Source organism: Nesterenkonia halobia (genome assembly GCF_039536005.1).
GTDB classification, from domain to species: Bacteria; Actinomycetota; Actinomycetes; order Actinomycetales; family Micrococcaceae; genus Nesterenkonia; species Nesterenkonia halobia.
In genome coordinates this window covers 382,188-405,570 of sequence record NZ_BAAAYG010000002.1, presented here as the reverse complement: position 1 = coordinate 405,570, position 23,383 = coordinate 382,188, and the positions used below count along the sequence as shown (strand labels likewise).

Sequence of the window (23,383 nt, the reverse complement as noted above, 5' to 3'; positions counted from 1 at the left end):
GCCCGGACCAGTGGTCCGGACGGGGCGTCGTCAGCGGTGGAGACGGCGGGAATCGAACCCGCGTCCGATCTGGATTCGCATGGACTTCTCCGGGCGCAGTCTGCGCATCGGGTGTTGCTCGGCCCCATCCATCATGCAGACGAGTGGATGGCCCGGGCCCAGTCGTGTGAATGTCGAGCGACGTCCCCACGACGAGGACGGCGTCCAGTGGCTATCTAGCTGATGCCAGGCTCTGAGTCGACAGCGAACTCAGGCTGACAGACTCGCGTCGCTGCTATCAGGCAGCGAGGGCGAAGTCAGTGCGCTTAGAATCGGCACTTATTGGGTTGCAGAGGGGTTTTTACGAGGGCACTCTACATCCTCGGCCCGCTTCCCCATGCTCAACTCAGATCGTCGAAACCGATCGTCCCCGTATGCGGTTGTCAAGAACCGTTCCCCGCCCTCAGGTTCCCCATCGGGCAGGTACTCCAGTGTATGCCAACGGCGCGCGTCCCGGCAATATTCCGGGCGCCCCGCCGGCGGCCGCATCCGGCTCAGACCGTCAGGTGCCGCCGGACCGTCACCCAGGAGGAGAGCACCGCCAGCAGCACGCCGATCAGCAGCAGCACCGGCATGACGATCCAGGCAGCGGAGCCGTCGATGAACTGGATGGCCGGGATCTGCTGGTCGAGCCACTCCCCCATCAGGTGCTCGGCGACCACCCAGGTCGCCGCGCAGGCCAGCAGGGAGCCGAGGAGGGCGGCCGCCACGCCCTCCAGGACGAAGGGGGTGCGGATCATCGCCTTCGAGGCGCCGACCAGACGCATGATCCCGGTCTCCCGCCGCCGGCTGAAGGCTGAGAGCCGGATGGTCGTCGAGACCAGCAGCACTGCGCAGACGATCATCACCGCCGCGACGGCCAGGGCCACCAGCGTCATCCCGTCGAGGATGGCGAAGACCTGGTCCATGACCTCCTGCTGGTCGGCGACCGTCTCCACGCCGGGGGCGCCGGCGAAGAGCTCGGTGACCACGTCGTACTCCTCGGGATCCACCAGCAGCACGCGGAGGGACTCGGGCATGTCGCCGGCCTCGAGCGCGGGCGCCGCGGCGTCCTGGGAGGACTGGAAGTTCTCCAGCGCCTGCTCCTGGGTCTCGTGCCGGTAGCTGTCGACGTACTGGCTGGCCGCGCCCTCCTCGAGCGACTGCTCCAGCGCGGCCCGCTGGTCGTCGCTGACCGCGCCGGTCGGACAGGAGGACTCCGGCGAGTTCTCGGTGCAGAGGAAGACCGAGACCTCCAGACGGTCGTGGAACTCGTCGGTCATCCGGTCGACCTGGGTCTGCATCAGCGCCGCCGAGCCGACGAAGGTCAGCGAGATGAACGTGACCAGCACGACCGACGCGACCATGGCGACGTTGCGCCGCAGCGAGGCGAGCGTCTCGCCGAGCATGTGCATCAGTCGGTGCATCATTTCCTCCTCAGACGGCGCCAGATCGAGCGGAGGCCGCCCGGCTGATCGGTGGTGCGGCGGGCGTCCTCGTCAGTGGCCTGCGCGGAGGACGATGTCGGCTCCAGGGCCTCGGCGGACCCCTCGCGATCGGTCATCGGGCGGGCGGCCCGCCGGCGGGCCTGCAGCCGGGGCTCCCGCGCGGGCCCTCGTCCCGGGGACGGATCCTCGGCCGGGTCGACCACCGGCGGCTCGTCCTCGGTGCTCTGCGCGGCCAGCCGACGGTCCTCGACGTCGGGCTCCGTCGGAGACGGAGCCGACGCCGTATGCGGCACCCCCGGCCGCGCGATCGACTGCCCGTCGGCATGCGGCAGCCAGGACGTCTGCGGCCGCGCCGCCTCCCCCTCGGGCCCGGCCGACTGCGACGAATGCTCGGCGACGGCATCTTCGATGATGTCGTGCTCGTCCTCCGCGGCAGTCGGGCCGCTCGGCACGGCGCCGGCTCCCGTCGCAGTCGTCGGCTCCGCGGACTCCTGTGAGTCGGTCGAGTCCGTCGACCAGGGCCGGTGCTCCGGCCCCAGACCCTGGTGCGGGTCCTCGGCCGGGTCGACCACCGGCGGCTCGTCCTCGGTGCTCTGCGCGGCCAGCCGACGATCCTCGACGTCGGGCTCCGTCGGAGACGGGGCCGACGTCGTATGCGGCACCCCCGGCCGCGCGATCGGCTGCCCGTCGGCATGCGGCAGCCAGGACGTCTGCGGCCGCGCCGCCTCTCCCTCGGGCCCGGCCGACTGCGGCGAATGCTCGGCGACGGCATCCTCGATGATGTCGTGCTCACGCTCCTCCGAGAGAGCCTCCGGAGCACCGTCCTCAGCATCGTCAGCGGGCTCAGCAGGCTCGGCGGGCTCGGCATGGTCATCCCCCGCCCGGTGTGGCGAGGCCGCCGACGAGGCGGAGTCGGCCGTCGCGGTCGAGCGGAACGGGAGCGGCGGCCCGGAGGCGGCCAGCCAGCCGACGTCGCTGAGCTTGGGCACCGACGTCGGCTCGGGCGGCAGATCCCGCGTCGACCGGCCGAGGAACGGCTGCGGTGCGGCCTCCGCAGGCGGCGCGTCGGCGGCGGACTCTCCTGCGGCGGGCTCTCCTGCAACGGACTCGGACGCGGCAGGCGCCCCGGAGTCGAGCTCGACGAAGCCGTCACGGTCCAGGTCGGGCAGCTCGGAACCGGTGAAGTCGCCGGCGGGCTCGGGCACGTCCTCGGCCGCGGCGGGGGCGCGCAGATGCGCCGGCCAGCTGACGTCCACCGCGTCGGCGGGCTTCTCCGCGGCTGCCGCGGTCGTCGTCGGGGGCGACTGCGGGCGCAGCGGCGCGTCCACCGGCTTGCCGCCCGGCCGGGCCAGCGCGGCCGGCGGCGCAGGGGGCGCGGCGGGTGCCGAACCCGTCGCCGCGCCGCCGACAGCGTCTGCGGAGTCCGTCTCCGCGGCGGCGGACGGCTCCGGCGCGGTGGCCCGCGGGTCGATGGGGCGCAGCGTGCCGGTGGTCTCGACGTCGCGCAGCAGCTGCCAGGCCTCGGTGCCGGGACGCGGATCATAGGTGCCGCGCTGGTCGTCGCGGATGAGCCGCCCGTCGTGGAGCTGGACCACACGCCGTCCGGCGCGGTCGACGATCGCGCGGTCGTGGGTGGCCATGATGACAGTGGTGCCGCCCGTGTGGATCCGGCGCAGCACGCGCACGACCTCGTCGGAGGCGTGCGGGTCGAGATTGCCGGTCGGCTCGTCGGCCAGCAGCACGGCCGGCTCGTTGACCATCGCTCGGGCGATCGCGGCGCGCTGCTGCTCGCCGCCGGAGATCTCATGGGGCAGTCGGCGGGACAGATCGGACAGGCCGACCTTCTCCAGCACCTCCGGCACCCGCTGGCGGATCCGGGCGCGGGACGCTCCGGTGACCCGCATCGCGAAGGCCACGTTGTCGTAGACGGTCTTGTCCGGCAGCAGCCGGAAGTCCTGGAAGACCATGCCGACGCTGCGCCGGTAGGCGGGCACGCGGTGCTCGAGCATCAGCCCGAGGTTCTGGCCGGCGACGGTGATCTTGCCCTGCTGGGGCAGCCCTTCGCGCACGATCATGCGCAGCAGCGTGGACTTGCCCGAGCCGGAGGCGCCGATCAGGAAGACGAACTCCCCGCGCAGGACCTCCACGGAGACGTCGTCCAGCGCCGGGCGCCCGGCGGGCTCATAGCGCCGGGTGACGTGTTCGAAGCGGATCATCTCTCACCAGTTGCCCCGCAGTCGGCCGGCCCTGCGGGACACGGGTCGGGGACGACAGACCGGCACGCTGAAACTCTAATCCCGCCGCGGCGTGCCGCGGCCGAGCCGGCCCGGCGCGCCGGGCGTCGGCTCGGATCAGTTCTTCTCGGCGGCCTCGCCCTGGACCCGCCAGCGGATGCCGGCGTCGATGAAGCCGTCGAGCTCGCCGTCGAAGATCGCGCTGGTGTTGCCGACTTCGTGGCCGGTCCGCAGGTCCTTGACCATCTGGTACGGATGCAGCACGTAGGAGCGGATCTGGTCGCCCCAGGAGGCCTTGATGTCGCCGGCCAGCTCCTTCTTCTCGGCGGCCTCCTCCTGCTGCTTGAGCAGCAGCAGCCGGGACTGCAGCACGCGCATCGCCGCCGCGCGGTTCTGGATCTGCGACTTCTCGTTCTGCATCGCGACCACTGTGCCGGTGGGCACGTGGGTGATGCGCACGGCCGAGTCGGTGGTGTTCACCGACTGCCCGCCCGGGCCCGAGGACCGGTAGACGTCGATCTTCAGGTCGTTCTCGTCGATCTCGACGTGGTCGGTCCCCTCGATGAGCGGGATGACCTCGACGGCGGCGAAGGAGGTCTGCCGGCGCCCCTGGTTGTCGAAGGGGCTGATCCGCACCAGCCGGTGCGTGCCGGCCTCGACCGACATCGTGCCGAAGGCGTAGGGCGCCTTGACCTCGAAGGTGGCCGACTTCAGACCGGCTTCCTCCGCGTAGGAGGTGTCCAGGATCTTCACGTCCCAGTTCCTGCCCTCGGCCCAGCGGGTGTACATCCGCAGCAGCATCTCGGCGAAGTCGGCGGCGTCGATGCCGCCGGCGCCGGCGCGGATGGTGACCACCGCGTCGCGCTCGTCGTATTCGCCGGAGAGCAGGGTGACGATCTCCAGGGACTCGAGGTCCTTGAAGATCGCGCTGATCTCGTCACGGGCTTCCTGGAGGGTCGCGTCGTCGCCCTCCTCCCGGCCCATCTCCACCATCGTCTCGACGTCGTCGATGCGCGACTCCAGCTTCGTCAGCCGGTTCAGCTCGGCCTGCTTGTGGCTGAGCTGGGAGGTGACCTTCTGCGCGTGCTCCTGGTCGTTCCAGAGGTCCGGGGCCGCCGCCTGCTCGGAGAGCTCGGCGATGTCGGCGCGCAGCCGGTCGACGTCGGTCACGTCCGTGATGCGGCGCAGCGTGCCGCGCAGCTGCTGAAGCTCAGTGGGGAAATCAGTCTCTGCCATAGCTCTCCTACACTACCGGGTCCGGAGCAGAGTTGGCCCATCGATGGACCGCCGGAGGGCCTCCGCGGGCCGGGAGGGACGCCGGCGCCGGAGCCCTGCGGGGCCCGCCGCACCGGCTCACCGCTCAGTCGTCACACGCGAGTGGGAGTCCACGGTGACGGTGACGGCGTCGGGCACGACCGTGCTGACCAGCGGCATCTCGGCGGCGCTGCTCAGCTCCACATGCGCCGAGGCGCCACCGTCGCTGGTCCAGACCCGCCGGACCTGCAGGCCGTCGAAGCGCCCATAGGCTCCCGAGGTCTCCAGATACTCGCGCGCCCGGGCGCCGACCTCCGCGGCGCTCATGCTCTGCCGACCCGCCATCTCGGCGCCGTTGGAGGCCGCCGAGGCCGCGCCGTCGGCGGCGCTCAGCAGACGCCGCGACTCCAGGTGCACTGTGGTGGCGCCGACGACGACGCTGACCATCAGCAGCAGGATGACCAGCATGCCCAGCACCAGCACCGACATCTGCCCCGACTCCTCACGGTGCAGCCGCGCGACGGTCCGACAGCGGCCCGGACTCCGCGACATCTGAGACGTCATGCTCATCCCTCCTGCACCTGGGCCGAGGTGCTCGACACCGAGGCCAGCGTCGACTCCCAGCCACCGATGCCGGAGACCAGGGGCACGGGCACCCGGATCTCCACGTCATAGGCGACGACGTCGCCGGCGGCGTCGCAGCCGCCGGTCGGGCAGCTGCGCGACACCGAGGCCCGCGACGCCTCGATCCCATAGTCCTGCAGCACCGACCGGGCGGCGAGCTCGGCGCGGTGCGCGCGCTCCCCCGCGGAGATCTCGCCGCCGGAGGCGTAGATCTTCGCCGCCTGATCCGCCGCTCCGACGCCGGCATAGGTGGCCGCCTGGACCGTCGAGACTCCGATGAGGAAGTACACGGTCGGGATCATCAGCAGCACCGCGAGCATGAGGAACTCGATGATCGAGGAGCCGGATTCGTCGTGGACCCCGCCCAGTCGCGCGGCCAGACGTCTCCGCAGACACCTCCCCCGACGCGGCGCAGTCGCCCGGCTCATACCTCCGGATCGGCCGGGGCGGCCGGGGCGGCCGGATCCGTCCTCACTCGAACTCCACGGCACTGCCGCTCACCTCCAGGTGGCCGAGGCCCGGGCCCAGGCCGAACAGCGGGACGTCCGCCTCGACGACGATCGTCAGCTCGCGGCCGGCGTCGACCGAGCGCCACCGATGTCCGACATGCTCGGCATGGTCGACGCCGATCGCCCCGGAGATCAGCTCCTCGGTCCGGGCGACGCCGTCCGCGGCCGACCGATCGTCCAGCGCGCCGAAGCGCGCGCCGGTGGAGGCCGCGTCGATCAGCGTGTTGCGCACATGCACCACGACGGCCAGCTGCAGCGTGAGCACGAAGAGCAGCGCCAGCAGGGCCGCGACCATGGTGAACTCGGCGGTGGCCGCACCGCGCTCCTCGCGGACCGACGACGCGCCCGACCCGCGGGCGGCCTGCGGATCCGCCGGTCGGCGGCGCCGCGACGCTCGGGCCGCCGGACGCACTATCGCCTGACCTGGTCCATCGCGTCGGAGAAGAGCCCCTCCAGAGCGGGCTGGGCGATGGCCAGGAGCCCGGCCACCAGCACTGCCGACATCAGGGTGATCATCACCCAGCCGGGCACGTCGCCGCGCTCCTCGGAGTGCAGCGTCGCCGGCAGGCTCTCCTCCGGCGCGGGTGTGAGATCGTCGTGGCGCACGGCCTCGCGCAGATCGTTCGTCATCAGTGGTCCTTCCCCGGCCCGCCCCGGGCGTCGTGCGCCCCGGACGGATCCTCGATTCGTGCCGAGCTCCACTCGGCGTCGTGGTGCGCTCCCGCAGGAGCCTGTCGTGGTCGATATTCAGTTGTTCGTCGGTCGCCGACGGCGACTCCGCGCCGCCGGCATCGAGCCGAGCCGGCGCTACACCGCCAGGGACAGCAGCTCGAAGCCCGGATAGACGGCGAAGACCACCGTCAGCGGCAGCACGCCGAAGACCAGCGGCACCATCATGGAGATCTCCTTCTTCCCGGCGGTCTCCATCAGCTCGCGCTTGGACAGGTCCCGGACGTCCTGGGCCTGGGCATGCATCACGTCGGCCAACGGCGTGCCGCGCTCCATCGCGACGATCACGCCCTCCAGGAAGCGCGAGATCGGGGCCGACTCCACCCGGGTCGCCATGGCCTTCAGCGCCTGCGAGAAGCCGAGCCCGGACTGCACGTCGTGCAGCACCTTGGTGAGCTCGACATGCAGCTCGCCGCGGGTCACCCGGGAGATCCGCTCGAAGGCCCCCGGCGCCGACTCGCCGGCGCTGACGGCCAGCGCCATCATCTCCGCGACAGTCGGGAACTCGGTGAGCATCCGCGAGCGCCGCCGCTTGATCTGCCCGGAGAGCATGTTGTCACGCAGGGCGAATCCCAGCACGCCCAGGACCAGCACGCTGAGCACCGCCAGGAAGGCGTTGAACGTGCCGGAGACGAAGGCCAGCAGGTTCACCGTGGCGCCGAGGAGGGCGCCGGCGGTGGCCATGGCGACCTGCTGCAGGCGGTACTCCGCCGGCGTGACCGAGGAATCGGCCTGGTCCAGGCGGCGGCGCAGCTGATCGGTGTCCATGCTGAACCGATCCAGCCGACCGACCAGCGCGTGCAGCAGCGGGGCGAAGAGCCGGCCGGCCGCGCCGAAGGGCACCACCGGTGCACCATGCCGGGCGAAGAGCTGGGTGTCGGCGCCGGTGGAGCGCAGATAGGGCGCCACCCGGTCGGCGAAGCGCGGCTGGTTCGTCGCCGGCATCCGGAGCAGCACGATCAGCAGGCCCAGCCCGAGGCCGGCGCCGGCGACCACGGCCCAGGCGGTCACGGGACTCACAGCAGCACCCTCCCTTCCTTCGGCAGCGCACCGATGCGCAGCATCAGCTGGTAGCAGATCACCGAGACCACCAGACCGCCGGTCAGCACCGCCATGCCCTCCAGACCGCGATACGCGTCGGCGGCCTCGGCCTGGGTGGAGAGCAGCAGCACCACGATCCACGGAGCGGCGACGGCGAGCTTGGCGGCGTTGACCGTCCACGACTGCCGCGCCTCGAGCTCGCTGCGGGTGCGCGCATCCTCGCGGAGGAACTCGCCGAGGGTGCTCAGCAGGCGTCCGAGGTCGGATCCGCCCACCTCACGGGTGATGGTCAGCGCGATGACGATGCGGTCGCCGACCGGATCGGCCAGCCGATCCTTCAGCCCGGTCAGGGCGGTGCCCAGGTTCTGCCCGGAGCGATAGTCGCGGGCGAACTCGACGAACGGCTCGCGCAGCGGCACCGGCCCCGAGGTGCTCAGCTGGATGAGCGCCTCCGGCAGGGACATCCCCGCCCGCACCGCCGAGCGCAGGTGGTCGACGGCGTCGGGCCAGATCTCGCGCAGCACCGCCTGGCGCTTGCGCGCCTGCCAGCGCAGCACCACGATCGGCACGGCGGCGGCGAAGAGCGCGAAGCACAGAGCCACCGGCACGGCCCGGGTGATGACCAGCACGACGAGGAAGGCGATCACCGCGCAGCTGACCATGGCGGTCACTGCTCCGGAGACGCCCACCCGCTGGTGGCCGGCCTCGGCCAGCAGCTGCTCGAGACGGCCGAGACGCCGACGTCGGCCCGTCGTCTCCGGGCGCCGCCGCGGCCAGCAGGACCACCAGATGAGCAGCAGCCCCGCGCCGAGGGCGAGTCCGAGGAGCAGGCTCATCGCTCTGCTCCCAGTCGCTGCAGGCGCGCCCGCGCCTCGGAGGTGAGCTTGGGATGGTCGAAGACCGCCGAAGAGGTCGGGCGCAGCTCGCCGTCCTGGTGGCTGAAGACCGTCGAGGTCTCGATGGTCTCGCCCTCGACGCGGCCGCCGATGCTCATGATCTCCTGCACGTGGCGGCTGCCGTCCTCCTCGCGGGTGCAGTGGACGACCAGATCGACGCAGGAGGCCACCGTCGGGACGATGAATTGCCGACTGATGTTCTCCCCGGCCAGCAGCGGCAGAGTGCAGATCTTGGTCAGCGCGTCCTGGGCGGAGTTGGCGTGGACGGTGGCCATGCCCGGCAGGCCGGCATTGAGCGCGATGAGCATGTCCAGGCTCTCGGCCTCGCGGACCTCGCCGACGATCAGCCGCTCCGGACGCATCCGCAGCGACTCCTTCACCAGGCGCCGCAGCGGGATCTCGCCCTCGTTCTCCAGGTTGGGCTGGCGGCACTGCATGCCGACCACGTCGCGCAGCGGCAGCTGCAGCTCGAAGATCTCCTCGACGGTGATGACCCGTTCGCGCGGGCCGATCGCCGAGCCCAGGCAGTTGAGCATCGTGGTCTTGCCGGCCTGAGTCGCGCCGGAGACCAGCACGTTCATCCCCGATCCGATGCAGGTCGCCAGGTACTCGGCCGCCTGCGGGCTCAGCGAGCCCGACCGGACGAGGTCGTCGAGGGTCTTCGCCCGGGAGACGAACTTGCGGATGTTGACCGCCCAGTGGCGTCGGGTGATGTCCGGGATCGCCACGTGCAGTCGAGAGCCGTCGGGCAGCGTGGCGTCGACGAACGGCGACGAGAGGTCCAGCCGGCGCCCGGTGGTCTTCAGCATCCGCTCGACCAGGTCGCGCACGCGCGCCTCGCTCAGCGTGATCGAGGTCAGCTCGGACCGGCCGTTGCGGGCGACGAAGACTTCGTGCGGCCCGTTGATCCAGATCTCCTCGACGTCGTCGTCGTCGAACAGCGGCTGCAGCTCGCCGAAGCCGGCCACGGAGTCCATGATCCGCTTGACGGCACGGTCGACCTCTCCGATCAGCGGCAGCGCGCTCACCATGGACCGCCGGTCGTACTCGGCGACCGCGGCCTCCACCAGTTCCTTCAGGTCGAAGTGGTCGACGGCCGGGTCCAGTCCGCGACGGCGAACCTGGTCCCTGACCTCGTCCTCGACGATGCCCAGCGCGTCCACTCTGGCCTTCCGTTTCTTCCGATGCCCTCGGTATGCTCGTCCTGCATCCGGTCGACGACCGGATCCGTCCTGCTGCCCGGGACGCGGGCCGTCGACGACGGCCGCCCACGGACCGTCGCACGACACAGCTCCCCTCCGGGCAGAGGCGTCATGTCTGCTCGCAGGGCCCCACCCTAGCCATCGGCGACCGCCGGTGCCAGACGATCTCGGGCACCTGTGGAAAACTGCTCCTCACACGCCCGTAGCCGAATGTCATCTCTGACATCTGCGGCCTGCGCCATGCCGCGCCGCCCAGGGCGCGACACACCCCCGCCCCATGGAGAGCCCGTCCAGCAGGTGTCCAGTCTCCCCGGGCAGACTGGGGCCATGACTTCGACCAGCAGCTCCGCCACCGTCGTCGCCGTGATGATGTCGGCCGCTCTGCTCTCCGGCTGCGGCATCCCCGACGGGCCGCAGGGAGGCGCCGAGAGCGCCGAGGCCAGCGGGTCGCTCCCGCCGTCGAACGAACCCTCGGCCGAGAACCCGACCTCGACGGCCGACGTCGACGCCGGACAGGACGTGGCGCTGAGCGCGGTGAGCACTGCGATCGGCGACGGCGAGGCGGAGCCGGTGGCGTTCAGCAAGTCCGTGGAGGGAGCGACCGGCATGAGCGTCGATCTGCTCGCCGGCGACGGCACGCTGCAGCACGTGACCACGGTCCACGACGGGTCGGAGCGGGTCGAGGCGGAGGACCAGGGCCAGGCCGAGGACCAGCTGCAGCAGCTCGCCGAGGCCGCCGAGGTCCCGATGCTGCGCGCGATGGACATCGCCCTGACCGAGTCGCCGGGCGTGCTGCTCTCCGCCGAGCTGCAGGATCGCAAGGGCGACCTGGTGGTGTGGGTCGTCACGCTCGAAGGCGCCACCTCGGACAACCGCGTCGTCGTCGACGCGAGCAACGGCGCCGTGGTCCCGGAGGGCCAGGAGGCCCGGGAGACGGCGACGGAGAGCCCCACCGACGCCTCCGAGGACGATTCCTGACGCGACTCGGCCCCAGGTCTCGGGACATGAGCAGAGCTGACACCTGCCGAGAGGGCTGCCTGTAGACTGTCCACCTGACCATCAGCTGGACGACCAGTCGAGGAGGGGCCGGTGGCCACCGACGACGAGCCGCGCGAGGAGCAGGACGGGCACGCCGACGGACGACGCCTCGGCGACCCGGAGCGCGGCGCCCGTGATCTGACCGGCCGCTCCCCCAAGGCTCGCGCCTGGCGGACGTTCCTGGAGACCTCCGCGATCGTCAACGACCGCATGGAGAAGCGGCTGCACGCCTCCACCGGGCTGCGCCTGACCGACTACAACGTGCTGCTGCTCCTGGCCGAGTCCGAGGACCACAGCCTGCGCATGGGCGACCTGGCCGAACGGATGGTCTTCTCCCCCTCCCGCCTGTCGTACCAGGCCAAGGCCCTGCAACGCCGCGGTCTCATCGACCGCACCCCCGACCCGGCCGATCGTCGCGGGATGACCGCCAGCCTCACCCAGGAGGGACGCCGGGTCTTCCGCGAAGCCTCGCAGGTCCACGGCGGCCACATCCGCCAGCTCTTCCACGGCGCCCTCGACGAGGAGGAGGCCCTCGAGCTGCAGCGGCTGTGCTGGAAGATCCAGACCCGGGCCGCCGACGGCGACTGAGCCGGCTCGGCGCTCCCCGGGCCCGGGGCGGGCGCCGACGCTCCTGCAGTCAGCCGGCTCGCAGGACCTCCACCGAGTCCGCCCGGAGGCGCAGCGGCTCCAGCTCCGCGAGGCTGGTCTGCACGCTGGCCAGCGCCAGACGTGCGTCCACCGCGTCCAGGCCGGACTCGAGCTCCACGACGATCGCCAGCTCCGGGCCGGATCCGCCGCCTGCGACGGCGGCGCCCGAGGCGGTCCGCGTGCCGACGCCGCCGCCGGGCCGCACCACCAGCCGGCCGACCCCGGGGCACTGCTCGACCACCTCCGCCAGGGCGGCGGCGAGCTCGGGATCCCGGTAGGACGGGGTCCAGTCCCGTCCCTGGGCCAGGGCGGTGACCGCCGGGCGCCGCAGCACGAAGGTCAGCTCCGCCTGCGGGTCGAGCACGACCAGCTCGTCGTCCTCGCTCAGCGCGGCGAGCATCACGCGTTCGGCCTCGGCCGCGACGGGCCGGGCCTCCGGGTGCCAGGCGGTGAGCGCCTCCACCGAGGTGAAGGCCGGCAGCGCGCCGCGACCGTCGGCGGCGGTGAGGCTGACCAGCGAGATCTCGGCCTCCTTGTCGCCGGCCGGCCCGCCGGCCGGCGCCGGCTCCTCCAGGACGGAGGCGGTCGCCAGCACCGGCACGAAGAGCCGGGCTCCGCGCAGCGCGGCGACGAACGTCGCCTCGTCGATCTCCCCGGCGACCAGCCGATCGCGGGCCGCGGCCACGGCCGGCTCGGCCAGCCCGTCGTCGCCGTCGAAGGTGTGCAGCGGGTTGCCCTCGCCGGAGAGGTCGCGCCCCTGCCAGGACACTCCGGCCGAATCGACGGCGCGGCCGTCGGCATCCCGGCCGTCGCGGCGCAGCAGCTGCGCGATGTGGGCGGGCAGCTCGCGGGATCCCGACGGCGGCGAGCTCGCCGGCCCGGAGGGCTGCTCGGCGGCGGAGCTCATGCCGAGGCGGAGGCCGCGGCCAGCGCCTCGGAGAAGGCGAAGCGCCCGGCGTAGAGCGCCTTGCCCATGATGGCGCCCTCGACGCCGGTGGAGACCATCGCCGCCAGGGCGGAGACGTCCTCCAGCGAGGAGATGCCCCCGGAGGCGACCACGGGCTTCTGCGTCCGCCGGCAGACCTCGGCGAGCAGCTCGGTGTTCGGGCCGCGCAGCGTGCCGTCCTTGGTCACGTCGGTGACCACGTAGCGCGGGCAGCCGGCCTCCTCGAGGCGGTCGAGGACCTCCCAGAGGTTGCCGGCCTCGCGCGTCCAGCCGCGGGCGGCCAGCGTCTCGCCGCGGACGTCCAGCCCGACGGCGATCGCGTCGCCGTGGCGCTCGATGGCCCGGGCGGTCCACTCCGGATCCTCCAGCGCGGCGGTGCCCAGATTCACCCGCTCGGCGCCGAACTCCAGGGCACGGTCCAGCGATTCGTCGTCGCGGATGCCGCCGGAGAGCTCGATGCGGATGTCGAGCTCGGCGACCACGCGGGCGAGCACGTCGCGATTGTGGCCGCGGCCGAAGGCGGCGTCGAGGTCCACCAGGTGGATCCATTCCGCACCCTGCTGCTGCCAGGACAGTGCGGCCTCCAGCGGGTCTCCGTAGCCGGTCTCGGAGCCGGCCTCGCCCTGCACCAGGCGCACCGCCTGGCCGTCGGCGACGTCGACGGCCGGCAGCAGCTCGAGCGGCGGCACAGCGGGGCTCGCGGGGGTCTGAGTCATGGTTCGTGCTCTCTTCGTCGGTCGTCTTCGGGACAGGCTGTCGAGGGCGTCGGCGCGGCGCCGGCGCCGCGCCGCTCGACGGGCTCAGAGGGTGCCGAGCCAGTTCTGCAGCAGCTGCATGCCGGCGTCGCCGGACTTCTCGGGATGGAACTGGGTGGCGGCCAGCGGCCCGTTCTCGACTGCGGCGATGAAGTCGGCGCCGTGGTGGGACCAGGTGACCTGCGGCGGGGCCATCGCCGCGATCTGCTGGTCGAAGTCCCAGGACTGCACCGCGTAGGAGTGGACGAAGTAGAAACGCTCGTCCTCGATCCCGGCGAAGAGCCGCGTGCCGGCCGGCGGCGTGACCGTGTTCCACCCCATGTGCGGGACCACCGCGTCCTCGGGCAGGGCGGTGACCTCGCCGGGCCACTCCCCCATGCCCTCGGCGGCGAGGCCGTGCTCGACGCCGCGCTCGAAGAGGATCTGGTGGCCGACGCAGATGCCCAGCACCGGCCGGGACCCGGCGATGCGCCGACCGATCCAGCGGGGCGCGTCGATCGCGGTCAGCGCGTCCATCACCGCGGAGAAGGCCCCGACGCCGGGGACGACCAGTCCGTCGGCCTCCAGCACCCGCTCGGTGTTCCGGGTCAGCTCCACCGAGGCGCCGGCGCGCTCGAGGGCGCGCACCGCGGAGTGCACGTTGCCGGAGCCGTAGTCCAGCACGACGACGTCGCGGCCGGCCATCAGAGCGCACCCTTCGTCGACGGGACGCCGGAGACCCGCGGGTCGTCCTCGACGGCGGCGCGCAGCGCCCGGGCGAAAGCCTTGAACTGCGCCTCGACGATGTGGTGCGGGTCCCGTCCCGCGAGCACCCGCATGTGCAGGCAGATCCCGGCGTGCAGGGTGATCGCCTCGAAGACGTGGCGGGTCATCGAACCGGTGAAGTGTCCGCCGATCAGGTGGTACTGCTGTCCCTCCGGCTCGCCGCCGTGGACCAGATAGGGACGCCCGGAGACGTCGACGACGGCGTGGGCGAGCGCTTCGTCCAACGGCACCGCGGCCTCGCCGAAGCGGCGGATGCCGGCCTTGTCCCCCAGCGCGGTGCGCAGCACCTCGCCGAGGACGATGGCGGTGTCCTCGACAGTGTGGTGGACGTCGATGTGCGTGTCCCCGGTGGCCTCGACCTCGAGGTCGATCAGCGCATGCTTCGACAGGGCGGTGAGCATGTGGTCGAAGAACGGCACCGAGGTGCTGATCGACGATGCTCCGGTCCCGTCGAGGTCCAGGCGGACCGTCACGCTGGACTCGCTGGTCACGCGCTCCATCCGGGCGCTGCGGCCGGTGATGAGTTCTGCTCCCATGGCTCCTGCTCGTCAGGCTGGCGATGTGGTCGGACTGCGGCGTCGGCCCGTCGTCTCAGAGTCTACGCTCCGGAGCCGCGGGCGCCCGCGGGCGGCGAGCCCTCAGGCGCGGCCGAGATGTCGGGCCAGCGACTCGAGGAAGGCGGTGGTCTCCTCCTCGGTGCCGGCGGTCACCCGCAGATGCCCGGGGATCCCGACGTCGCGGACGAGCACCCCGTCGTCGAGCAGGTGCTGCCAGGCGGCCTGCTCGTCGACCAGGCCGCCGAAGAACACGAAGTTCGCGTCCGACGGGGCCGGTCGCAGACCCAGGCGGGTCAGCTCGGCGACGATGCGGTCGCGCTGGACCTTGATCCGCTCGACGTTGGCCGTCAGTGCCGCGCTGTGGTCCAGGGCCGCCTCGGCGACGGCCTGGGTCACCGCCGAGAGGTGGTAGGGCAGACGCACCAGCCGCATCGCGTCGGTGACCTCCGGCGCGGCGGCGAGGTAGCCCAGCCGTCCCCCGGCGAGGGCGAAGGCCTTGCTCATCGTCCGCGAGACGATCAGCCGCGGCCGCCCCGGCAGCAGCTCGAGGGCCGAGGGGGTCCCGTCCTGGCGGAACTCGCCGTAGGCCTCGTCGACGACGACCATGGTGTCGGACTCCAGCGCGGCCTCGTGGGCGGCCTCGACCACGTCGAGCCCCAGGGCGGTGCCGGTGGGGTTGTTCGGCGAGCAGAGGATCACCACGTGGGGCCGGTGCTCACGGATCTGCGCGGCGACGCCCTCGGGCGTCTGGCGGTAGTCCGCGTCGCGCGTGCCGGCGAGGTATTCGCTGTTGGTGCCGCGGGCGTAGAGCGGGTACATCGAGTAGGTGGGCGGGAACGCCATCACCGAGCGTCCGGGGCCGGCGAAGGCCTGCAGGATGTGCTGCATGACCTCGTTGGACCCGTTGGCCGCCCAGATGTGCTCGGCGGTCAGTCCGTGGTCCAGGAAGGCGGCGAGCTTGCCCCGGAGCGCGGTGAACTCGCGATCCGGGTAGCGGTTCAGCCCGAGGGCCGCGGCACGCACGGCTGCGGTCATGGCCTCGACCACGTCGGCGGGCATGTCGTAGGTCGTCTCGTTGACGTTGAGCATGGCCGGCACCTGCAGCTGCGGCGCACCGTAGGGATGCTGTCCGCGCAGCTCCTCGCGCAGGGGCAGCTCGTCCAGGCGTCGTGCTCGTGCGGCGGTCTCCTCGGAAGTCACCGCACCATCCTACTCAGCGAGGTCCGGCCGGCGCGCGTTCGAGACGCCGGAGGTCATTCCGCGGCCCGCACGGGTCAGCCGCCGACGGGGACGTCGAGACGCTGACCGGGCTGCAGCGTGGAGCCGTCCAGGTCATTGAGCTCGGCGATGCGCAGGATCAGCACGTCGGTGTCCTCGGTGGAGTCGATCTCCGAGGCGATGTCCCAGAGCGTCTCGCCCGGGGCGACGACCACTTCGCGCGCCTCCACCCCGACGGGGGCCTCCGTCGACGCCTGGGCCTGGTTGACCAGCCCACCCGCCATCAGCGCCGCGCCGAGCATCAGCGCGGCCGCGGCGGTCAGCACGGGCAGGCCGATCAGCAGCAGGCGGCCCCGGCGGGTCAGCCGCAGGCGACCGGTCCTCGCGGCCGTCGCCCCGGCGCCGACCGGTGCGGTCGCGGATATGGCCGTCCGCAGCACGGTGTGCGCGTGATCCATAGTCGTGCTCCCCTCTGCGTCGTGTCCGACGGGCGCAAGCCCGGCCGGTCTTCGAAGCTGTGTTCTAGTTCTAGCACACATATTCGACGCCCGGCCAGACATGCGTTCGAAAATCCTGGTGATACCCCTGGCCATCCCGTAGTGTGAGGCCATATTCGAAGTGATCTTCGGACGCCGTGTTCGATCGTCCGACGACGCAGAGTCCACCAGCGACCTCTGACACGACGCCGGGCGGATCACGACACCCTCAGTGCACGAGAGCAGGACGGGCCAGCCCCGGAGAGGCGGAGAGATGCCGGAAGACCACGTCGCCCCGCAGCGACCCCAGGAGGAGACCGCGCCGCGGCTGACCGAGCGGCAGCGCAGCATCGTCGACATCATCCAGGGCTCGCTCGCCGACCGCGGCTACCCGCCGTCGATGCGTGAGATCGGCGACGCCTGCGGGCTGGCCTCGCTCTCCTCGGTCACCCATCAGCTGGCCCGCCTGCAGCAGATGGGCTACCTCTCGCGCGTCCCCGGACGTCCCCGGGCCATGGAGGTGCTGCGGAACTCCGACGGCGAGCTGCTGAGCACGCCGGTCTCCGCCGAGACCGCCGACGCCTCCGACGACGCCGCGGCCGAGGCGCGGCCCGTCTCCCCCGCGGGAGGCGTCCCGGACTCCTCGGTGGTCGAGCTCGACGCCTACCGGGCCGACGCCGACGGACGCACCGCCGACATCCCGGTGGTCGGCCACATCGCCGCCGGCGGGCCGATCCTCGCCGAGCAGCACGTCGAGGACGTCATGCCGCTGCCCCGTCAGCTGACCGGCGAGGGCGAGCTGTTCATGCTCCAGGTCCGCGGCGATTCGATGATCGAGGCCGGCATCTTCGAGGACGACTGGGTCGTCGTGCGGAACCAGTCCGAGGCCGAGAACGGCGACATCGTCGCGGCCCTGCTGGACGACGAGGCCACGGTCAAGACGCTGCGCCGGCGCGACGGCCACCAGTGGCTGCTGCCGCAGAACCGGGCCTATGAGCCCATCCTCGGCGACGCGGCGACCATCATGGGCAAGGTCGTGACCGTGCTGCGCAGCCTCTGACCGTCCGGTCGTTGCCCTCGACGACGGGCTCCGTTCCGAACGCCGGCGGCGCAGAGCGGAGCCCGTCGGCGTCTCAGCCCGCCGGGACCTCCGCCGTCTCGGCGGTCTCCTCGGCAGGGCCGTCCCGGCGCTCGGCGGCCTGCGCGAGACGACTCAGCGCGCCGCGGACGACGGCGCCGTCGGTGGTGGGCCAGAAGTCCGGCATGGACTTGGTCAGGAACCCGCCGTAGCGGGCGGTGGCCAGCCGGGAGTCGAGGATCGCCAGCACGCCGCGATCCTCGGCGCTGCGGATCAGCCGACCGGCTCCCTGCGCCAGCCGGGTGGCCGCATGCGTGGCGGCCACCCGCATGAAGCCGTTGCCGCCGCTGCGGGCGACCTCCTGGGTGCGGGCGCTCATCAGCGGATCGTCCGGGCGCGGGAACGGGATGCGATCGATGGCCACCAGCCGACAGGCGCGGCCGGGCACGTCGACACCCTGCCACAGGCTCATCGTCCCGAAGAGGCAGGTCTCCTCATCCTCGGCGAACTGACGCACCAGCGCCGACATCGTGGCCTCCCCCTGGCAGAGGATCGGCACGTCGAGCCGCTCGCGCAGGTCCTCGGCGGCCTCCTCGGCCGCCCGGCGCGAGGAGAACAGCGCCAGCGTCGCCCCGCCGGAGGCCTCGATGAGGCCGGCGAGCTCGTCGCGCTGGCGCTCGGCGGTCCGCATCGACGGCGCCGGCAGGTGCTCGGCGACGTACAGCATCCCCTGCGTCGGGTAGTCGAAGGGACTGCCGACGTCGACGGCGTCCCAGACCGGCGAGTCCTCGCCGCCGAGGCCCAGATCGCCGGCCACCGGGTCGAAGCTGCCGCCGACGGTCAGCGTCGCCGAGGTCAGCACCGCCGTGCGGTCGCCGAAGAGGCCCTCGCGCATCCGCGCGGCGACCGACGTCGGGGCCACATGCAGCGTCGGCGGCTCGGAGAGGTCCGCCTCCTGATAGCCGATGCCCGGAGTGAAGCTCCCCGGCCGGGTCAGCCACACCACGTCGGGCGTCTCGGGCGACTGCAGCATCCGCTCGGCCGCCTCCTGGACCGCCTGCACGCGGGAGCGGGCGGTGGTGCGGCCGGTGTCGGCCTCGGCGTCGGCGGAGGGCTTGGAGTCCGACAGCGCGGTCCGCGCGGCGTTGCGCACCAGCTCCAGCGCCTGGGTCTGCTGGGCGTCGAGACCCCGGGCGAGCAGCCCCGACTCCCGCTGGTGGAAGGCCGCGTCGACGGCGACCGATCCGGCCTGCAGATCGTCCATCGACAGGGCGGTGTGTCGACGCATCGTCGTCGCCGCGGTCTGGATCATCTGCGCCGAGAGCTGGGCGGTCACCGCCGAGGTGACCCGGTCGGCCAGCTCATGGGCCTCGTCGACGATCACCGCGTCATGCTCGGGCAGCACCTGCAGCCCTTCGAAGGCGTCGATGGCCAGCATCGCGTGGTTGGTCACCACGATGTCGGCCTCCTCCGCCCGCTCGCGGGCCAGCTCGGAGAAGCACTCGGCGGCCATCGGACAGCTGCGCGGGCCGATGCAGTCCACCGCGTTGACCGAGACCTGCCGCCAGGCGCGGTCGGAGACGCCCTCGGCGAGATCGTCGCGATCGCCGGTCTCGGTCTCCTCGGCCCACTCGCGCAGCCGCATGACCTCGCGGCCCAGCGCCGACGTCGGCTCCATCGTCGCCGCGCCGCCGGAGGGCTCGTCGCCGAAGCTGAAGAGCGCCGTCTCGTCGCCGTCGTCGGGGAAGCCGCCGTCGAGCTTGTGCTTGCACAGATAATTCGCCCGGCCCTTGACCAGGGCGATGTCGACGTCGCGGTCGAGCTCGTCGCCGACGCTGTCGAGCAGCCGGGGCAGGTCGCGGCCCATGATCTGAGCCTGCAGCGCCAGCGTGGCCGTCGAGATCAGCACCGGCCGGTCGGTCTCGGTCGCCTGCACCACCGCCGGCACCAGATAGGCCAGCGACTTGCCGGTGCCGGTGCCGGCCTGGACCAGAAGATGCCGCTTCTTCCGCAGGGCCATGGCGACATTCTCCGTCATGCTGACCTGCCCCTCGCGGTGCACGCCGCCCATGGCATCGACCGCCGAGTCCAGCAGCCGCGTGGAGGCCAGGTGTCCTGTCGACTGCGAACTCACGCGGCGCCCGCCGCATGCTCGGAGCCGGCGTCGACGCGGTACTGCTCCAGGTCCGCGACGAGCTCGGGACGGACCTTCACGCTCAGCCGGGTCCCCTCGGCGCGGTAGTCGATGGTGTGGATCTCGGTGTCGCCGCCGTGCAGCCGGGAGACGACGTCGCCGTCGACATAGGGCACCAGCAGCTCCATCGGAGTCTGCGGCCGCGGGATCGAGTCGCTGACCCGCTCGCGCAGCTCGTCGAGCCCCATGCCGCTGTGCGCCGAGACCAGCACAGTGTTCGGCTCGCGGCGGCGGATGCGCTCGACCACGGCCCAGTCGGCGACGTCGGCCTTGTTCAGCACCACCAGCTCCGGGACCTGCTGGGCGTCGACGTCGGCGAGCACCTCGCGGACCGCGCGGATCTGGCCCTCCGGCTCCGGGTGGGAGGCGTCGACCACGTGCAGGATCAGGTCCGAGTCGGCGACCTCCTCCAGCGTCGAGCGGAAGGCTTCGACCAGCTGGGTGGGCAGCTGACGCACGAAGCCGACGGTGTCGGAGAGCGTGTAGGCGATGCCGTCGGGCGTCTGCGCCTTGCGCACAGTGGGATCCAGCGTGGCGAAGAGCGCGTTCTCCACCATCACCCCGGCGTCGGTGAGCTGGTTCAGCAGCGAGGACTTGCCGGCGTTGGTGTAGCCGGCGATGGCCACCGAGGGCACGCTGTTCCGCCGCCGGTTCGCGCGCTTGGCCTCGCGGGCGGGCTTCATGCCGGCGATCTGCCGACGCAGCCGGGCCATCCGCGCGTGGATGCGCCGTCGGTCCAGCTCGATCTTGGTCTCGCCGGGCCCGCGGGAACCCATGCCGCCTCCGCCGCCGACCTGGCCGCCGGCCTGCCGGGAGAGCGACTCGCCCCAGCCGCGCAGGCGCGGCAGCAGGTACTCCAGCTGGGCGAGCTCGACCTGCGCCTTGCCCTCGCGGGATTTGGCGTGCTGGGCGAAGATGTCGAGGATCAGGCCGGTCCGGTCGATGACCTTGACCTTGACGATGTCCTCCAGGCCGCGGCGCTGCGAGGGTGCCAGCTCGGAATCGACGATCACGGTGTCGGCGCCGAGCTCGGCGACGGCCGCACGGATCTCCTCGGCCTTGCCCGCGCCGAAGAACGTGCCCGGATCCGGATGCGTGCGGCGCTGGACGAAGCCGTCGAGGACGGTGGAGCCGGCCGTCTCGGCCAGCGCCGAGAGCTCGCGCAGCGCGTGCTCGGCCTCGGCGACCGGCCCGTCGGTCCAGAGTCCGGCGAGGACCACGCGCTCCAGGCGCAGCTGCCGGTTCTCGACCTCGGTGACGTCCTCGAGCTCGGTGGAGAGTCCTTCGACGCGGCGCAGCGAGCGCCGTTCCATCACCTCGTGCTGCGCACCGTCGGCGGCGGTGTGCCGCGTCTCGTCGGCCAGCTCGCGGGCGGTGCCGTCGAGGATGCCGCCGCGGCGCGTCTCGTCGGCCTCCTCGGCGGGCGCGACGTCCTCGGAGCGATCCGCCCCGTCGAGGCGGAACTCCGGGTCGGCGACGAATCGGGAGGACTGCGGGGCGGCGTCGTCGGCGGCCAGGATGCGCTCGATGGTCGCGTCGACGTCATCGGTGCGGCCGGCGTCCTGGCGCGGACTCCGCCGGGCGTCCCGGGGGTCGGTGTGGCTGATGTGCTCTTCGGTCATACTCTCCTCTGGAGGCCTGTCGGCGCCTCCTCGCGGCGCGGACTCGGCCTCGTGGTGCCGGATCGCGCATCCGGCCCGCCCTGCGGACGGTGTGTCTCCATCCTACGGCGGCGGCACCCGGCGGCACTACTTCCGACGAGGCCTGTGCAGGAATGCCCCGTGCAGTGCTCGCGCGTCGTCGGCAGAGCCGTGCGACGGGTGGAATCGGTGCCGGGGCGATCGCCCTTGCCGGATGGCGGGCGGATGCGGATCATGAATCGGGTGATGGTCTGGGGCTCGACCGCCGGGGCGCGTCGGCGCGCACCGGCACGGAGGCCGGCGGGCCGCAGGGCGCCCTCGGTGCTCAGGGGCGGGAGCTCAGGTGTGCATGATCCACATGCCCTCCAGTATAGAGCCCGACGGCGTCCCGGGCGACCCCCGCTCCCGCGCGGGACGCGGCGCGGCTCGACGCCGCCGGGATAGCATGGCGGTGTGGACGCCCAGCACTACTTCTCCTCCGCTCCGGACGGCCCGATCCGACGCCGCACCGTCGAGGTCGAGCTGGACGGTCGTGCCGTCACGGCGACCACCGCCGGCGGCATCTTCTCCCCCGACGGGATCGACAAGGGCACTGGCGTGCTGCTGCGCCACGTCCCCCGCCCGACGCCGACCGGCGAGCTGCTCGACGTCGGCTGCGGCTGGGGGCCGATCGCGCTGACGATGGCGCTGCAGGCGCCCGAGGCCCGCGTCTGGGCCGTCGACGTCAACGAACGCTCGCGCACCCTCTGCCGGGAGAACGCCGAGGCGCTGGGACTGGACAACGTGGTCGTCGCCGCGCCCGAGGAGGTCCCGGCGCCGTTGGAGTTCTCCGCGATCTGGTCCAATCCGCCGATCCGGATCGGCAAGCCGCAGCTGCACACGCTGCTGCGCGGCTGGCTGCCCCGGCTGGCCTCCGGCGGCGAGGCCTGGCTGGTGGTGCAGAAGAACCTCGGGGCCGATTCGTTGCAGAAGTGGCTGGGGCCGATGCTCGCCGAGCACGACCCCGGCTTCTCCGTGGACCGCCCGGAGACGCAGAAGGGCTTCCGCCTGCTGCGCGCCCGGCGCGACTGACGCCGCGGGTCTCTCCGCCGGGTGGTGCCGGCCGCTCGGTCCGGCTCAGCCGAGCGTGCCGGTGAAGACCAGCTCGGCCGGGCCGGAGAGCTCGACGTCCTCGGCCCCGTCCTCTCGGGCGAGGAACCGCACGCGGACCTCGCCGCCGGGGACGGCCACGACCCAGCTGGCCACGCCGTCGCCGGCGGCCCAGACCCGCACCGCCGCCGCGGCCGCGCAGGCGCCGGTGCCGCAGGACATCGTCTCGCCGACGCCGCGCTCGTGCACGCGCATGCGCACCCGTCCCTCGCCTGCGGAGACCAGCGGCTCGCCGGGGACGACGAACTCCACGTTGGTGCCGTGCGGCGGCTGCGGATCGACCGTCGGCGCAGTGGCCAGGCCGAGGGCGTCCAGCGCCCGTTCCTCGGAGAGCGCCACCACGGTGTGCGGGTTGCCCATCGAGATGCTCAGCGCCGGCCGCGGGTCGGTCAGCCCGTCGGCGACGACCAGCGAGTCCGAGGCGCTGGTCTGCGCCAGCTCGGGGTCGATGAAGGACCAGACCCCCATCCCGACTGCGTAGCCCTCCGGCACCCGGCGGACGGTCTTCGCCCCGCCGCGGGTGAGGATCGTCAGCTCCTGGCCCTCCTCGAGGGAGATCAGCTGCTGATCGCTCAGGAAATGGACGAAGGCGCGCACTCCGTTGCCGCACATCTCGGCCAGCGAGCCGTCGCCGTTGCGATAGTCCATGAACCAGACCGTCTGCTCCGACTCCTGCTCCGACGCCTGATCCGGCGCCCGGCCCGGCAGCTCCTCGGCATGCTCGGCGAGCAGCGCCCGGCCGTCGTCGTCCTTCTCCGCCGGCACCGCACGGATCAGCCCGTCGGCGCCGATGCCCAGATGACGGTCGCAGACGGCCGCGGCCTGGTCGGCGTCGATGGTCAGCTCCCCTTCGGGGTCGGCGAGCAGCACGAAATCGTTGCCCGTGGCGTGAGCCTTGGTGAAGGGCAGGCCGCCCAACGTGTCGAGGGCGGCGAGGTGATGTGTGGCCACTGGGTGCTCTTTC

23 protein-coding genes and 1 other RNA gene are annotated in these 23,383 nt (G+C 72.4%); 4 read left to right on the top strand and 20 right to left on the bottom strand.

The annotated features are described in order from the left end of the window. Positions 1 to 34 precede the first annotated feature (34 nt). From ssrA to ABD652_RS02545, 11 genes are all read right to left on the bottom strand, one after another. Positions 35 to 411, bottom strand: a transfer-messenger RNA (tmRNA) gene (ssrA, locus tag ABD652_RS02595). A gap of 122 nt (positions 412 to 533) precedes the next feature. Beyond that, the gene (gene ftsX / locus ABD652_RS02590; RefSeq protein ID WP_344717847.1) at positions 534 to 1,448 is read right to left on the bottom strand and encodes a permease-like cell division protein FtsX; all 915 of its coding nucleotides are present in this window, start codon (positions 1,446 to 1,448) and stop codon (positions 534 to 536) included. Next, a complete protein-coding gene (gene ftsE, locus ABD652_RS02585) occupies positions 1,445 to 3,682 on the bottom strand; it encodes a cell division ATP-binding protein FtsE (RefSeq protein ID WP_344717845.1) in 2,238 nt (745 codons plus the stop codon). The genes ftsX and ftsE overlap by 4 nt, the downstream gene beginning before the upstream one ends. A gap of 135 nt (positions 3,683 to 3,817) precedes the next feature. Continuing rightward, the gene (gene prfB / locus ABD652_RS02580) at positions 3,818 to 4,936 is read right to left on the bottom strand and encodes a peptide chain release factor 2 (RefSeq protein ID WP_344717843.1); all 1,119 of its coding nucleotides are present in this window, start codon (positions 4,934 to 4,936) and stop codon (positions 3,818 to 3,820) included. 117 nt (positions 4,937 to 5,053) lie between these two features. Then, positions 5,054 to 5,518, bottom strand: a complete 465-nt coding sequence (locus ABD652_RS02575) for a pilus assembly protein TadG-related protein (protein WP_344717841.1) — start codon at positions 5,516 to 5,518, stop codon at positions 5,054 to 5,056. A gap of 2 nt (positions 5,519 to 5,520) precedes the next feature. Further along, complete coding sequence (locus ABD652_RS02570) at positions 5,521 to 6,006, bottom strand: hypothetical protein (RefSeq protein WP_344717840.1); 486 nt, start codon at positions 6,004 to 6,006, stop codon at positions 5,521 to 5,523. A 43-nt stretch (positions 6,007 to 6,049) separates the two neighbouring features. Beyond that, on the bottom strand, positions 6,050 to 6,499 hold the full coding sequence (locus ABD652_RS02565) for a TadE/TadG family type IV pilus assembly protein (protein ID WP_344717838.1): 450 nt from the start codon (positions 6,497 to 6,499) through the stop codon (positions 6,050 to 6,052). Further along, a complete protein-coding gene (locus tag ABD652_RS02560; protein ID WP_344717836.1) occupies positions 6,499 to 6,717 on the bottom strand; it encodes a hypothetical protein in 219 nt (72 codons plus the stop codon). Before ABD652_RS02560 ends, ABD652_RS02565 begins: the two co-directional genes overlap by 1 nt. Before the next feature lie 177 nt (positions 6,718 to 6,894). Further along, complete coding sequence (locus ABD652_RS02555; protein ID WP_344717834.1) at positions 6,895 to 7,836, bottom strand: type II secretion system F family protein; 942 nt, start codon at positions 7,834 to 7,836, stop codon at positions 6,895 to 6,897. Beyond that, on the bottom strand, positions 7,833 to 8,693 hold the full coding sequence (locus tag ABD652_RS02550; RefSeq protein WP_344717832.1) for a type II secretion system F family protein: 861 nt from the start codon (positions 8,691 to 8,693) through the stop codon (positions 7,833 to 7,835). The genes ABD652_RS02555 and ABD652_RS02550 overlap by 4 nt, the downstream gene beginning before the upstream one ends. Then, positions 8,690 to 9,916 carry a TadA family conjugal transfer-associated ATPase gene (locus ABD652_RS02545; protein WP_344717830.1) on the bottom strand — a complete coding sequence of 409 codons (1,227 nt, stop codon included), beginning with the start codon at positions 9,914 to 9,916 and terminating at the stop codon, positions 8,690 to 8,692. Before ABD652_RS02545 ends, ABD652_RS02550 begins: the two co-directional genes overlap by 4 nt. Positions 9,917 to 10,282: 366 nt before the next feature. Between ABD652_RS02545 and ABD652_RS02540 the strand changes: the two genes are divergently transcribed. Next, complete coding sequence (locus tag ABD652_RS02540; protein WP_344717827.1) at positions 10,283 to 10,933, top strand: PepSY domain-containing protein; 651 nt, start codon at positions 10,283 to 10,285, stop codon at positions 10,931 to 10,933. A 111-nt stretch (positions 10,934 to 11,044) separates the two neighbouring features. Continuing rightward, a complete protein-coding gene (locus ABD652_RS02535) occupies positions 11,045 to 11,581 on the top strand; it encodes a MarR family winged helix-turn-helix transcriptional regulator (protein ID WP_344717825.1) in 537 nt (178 codons plus the stop codon). Between the two features lie 49 nt (positions 11,582 to 11,630). Here the strand turns inward: ABD652_RS02535 and ABD652_RS02530 are convergent, their stop codons facing one another. The 6 genes from ABD652_RS02530 to ABD652_RS02505 all read right to left on the bottom strand — a co-directional run bounded on the left by ABD652_RS02530 (position 11,631) and on the right by ABD652_RS02505 (position 16,340). Beyond that, complete coding sequence (locus ABD652_RS02530) at positions 11,631 to 12,548, bottom strand: SseB family protein (protein ID WP_344717823.1); 918 nt, start codon at positions 12,546 to 12,548, stop codon at positions 11,631 to 11,633. Next, complete coding sequence (priA, locus tag ABD652_RS02525) at positions 12,545 to 13,303, bottom strand: bifunctional 1-(5-phosphoribosyl)-5-((5-phosphoribosylamino)methylideneamino)imidazole-4-carboxamide isomerase/phosphoribosylanthranilate isomerase PriA (protein WP_344717820.1); 759 nt, start codon at positions 13,301 to 13,303, stop codon at positions 12,545 to 12,547. Before priA ends, ABD652_RS02530 begins: the two co-directional genes overlap by 4 nt. A gap of 84 nt (positions 13,304 to 13,387) precedes the next feature. Beyond that, the gene (gene hisH / locus ABD652_RS02520; protein ID WP_344717818.1) at positions 13,388 to 14,026 is read right to left on the bottom strand and encodes an imidazole glycerol phosphate synthase subunit HisH; all 639 of its coding nucleotides are present in this window, start codon (positions 14,024 to 14,026) and stop codon (positions 13,388 to 13,390) included. Then, positions 14,026 to 14,643, bottom strand: coding sequence for an imidazoleglycerol-phosphate dehydratase HisB (gene hisB, locus ABD652_RS02515; RefSeq protein WP_344717816.1), 618 nt, complete (start codon positions 14,641 to 14,643; stop codon positions 14,026 to 14,028). The genes hisH and hisB overlap by 1 nt, the downstream gene beginning before the upstream one ends. A 102-nt stretch (positions 14,644 to 14,745) precedes the next feature. Further along, a complete protein-coding gene (locus tag ABD652_RS02510; protein ID WP_344717814.1) occupies positions 14,746 to 15,864 on the bottom strand; it encodes a histidinol-phosphate transaminase in 1,119 nt (372 codons plus the stop codon). 74 nt (positions 15,865 to 15,938) lie between these two features. Beyond that, positions 15,939 to 16,340, bottom strand: coding sequence for a LysM peptidoglycan-binding domain-containing protein (locus tag ABD652_RS02505; RefSeq protein ID WP_344717812.1), 402 nt, complete (start codon positions 16,338 to 16,340; stop codon positions 15,939 to 15,941). A gap of 292 nt (positions 16,341 to 16,632) precedes the next feature. Here ABD652_RS02505 and lexA point away from each other — a divergent pair, with 292 nt between their 5' ends. Next, positions 16,633 to 17,418 carry a transcriptional repressor LexA gene (lexA, locus tag ABD652_RS02500; protein ID WP_344717810.1) on the top strand — a complete coding sequence of 262 codons (786 nt, stop codon included), beginning with the start codon at positions 16,633 to 16,635 and terminating at the stop codon, positions 17,416 to 17,418. A 73-nt stretch (positions 17,419 to 17,491) separates the two neighbouring features. Here the strand turns inward: lexA and ABD652_RS02495 are convergent, their stop codons facing one another. Both ABD652_RS02495 and hflX read right to left on the bottom strand, forming a co-directional pair. After that, the gene (locus tag ABD652_RS02495; RefSeq protein ID WP_344717808.1) at positions 17,492 to 19,570 is read right to left on the bottom strand and encodes an ATP-dependent DNA helicase; all 2,079 of its coding nucleotides are present in this window, start codon (positions 19,568 to 19,570) and stop codon (positions 17,492 to 17,494) included. Further along, positions 19,567 to 21,252 carry a GTPase HflX gene (hflX, locus tag ABD652_RS02490; protein WP_344717806.1) on the bottom strand — a complete coding sequence of 562 codons (1,686 nt, stop codon included), beginning with the start codon at positions 21,250 to 21,252 and terminating at the stop codon, positions 19,567 to 19,569. The genes ABD652_RS02495 and hflX overlap by 4 nt, the downstream gene beginning before the upstream one ends. Positions 21,253 to 21,723: 471 nt before the next feature. Here hflX and ABD652_RS02485 point away from each other — a divergent pair, with 471 nt between their 5' ends. Continuing rightward, positions 21,724 to 22,341 carry a class I SAM-dependent methyltransferase gene (locus ABD652_RS02485; RefSeq protein ID WP_344717804.1) on the top strand — a complete coding sequence of 206 codons (618 nt, stop codon included), beginning with the start codon at positions 21,724 to 21,726 and terminating at the stop codon, positions 22,339 to 22,341. 45 nt (positions 22,342 to 22,386) lie between these two features. On the opposite strand, the gene dapF is transcribed toward ABD652_RS02485, so the two are convergent. Continuing rightward, on the bottom strand, positions 22,387 to 23,370 hold the full coding sequence (gene dapF / locus ABD652_RS02480) for a diaminopimelate epimerase (protein WP_344717802.1): 984 nt from the start codon (positions 23,368 to 23,370) through the stop codon (positions 22,387 to 22,389). Between the last annotated feature and the right edge of the window lie 13 nt (positions 23,371 to 23,383).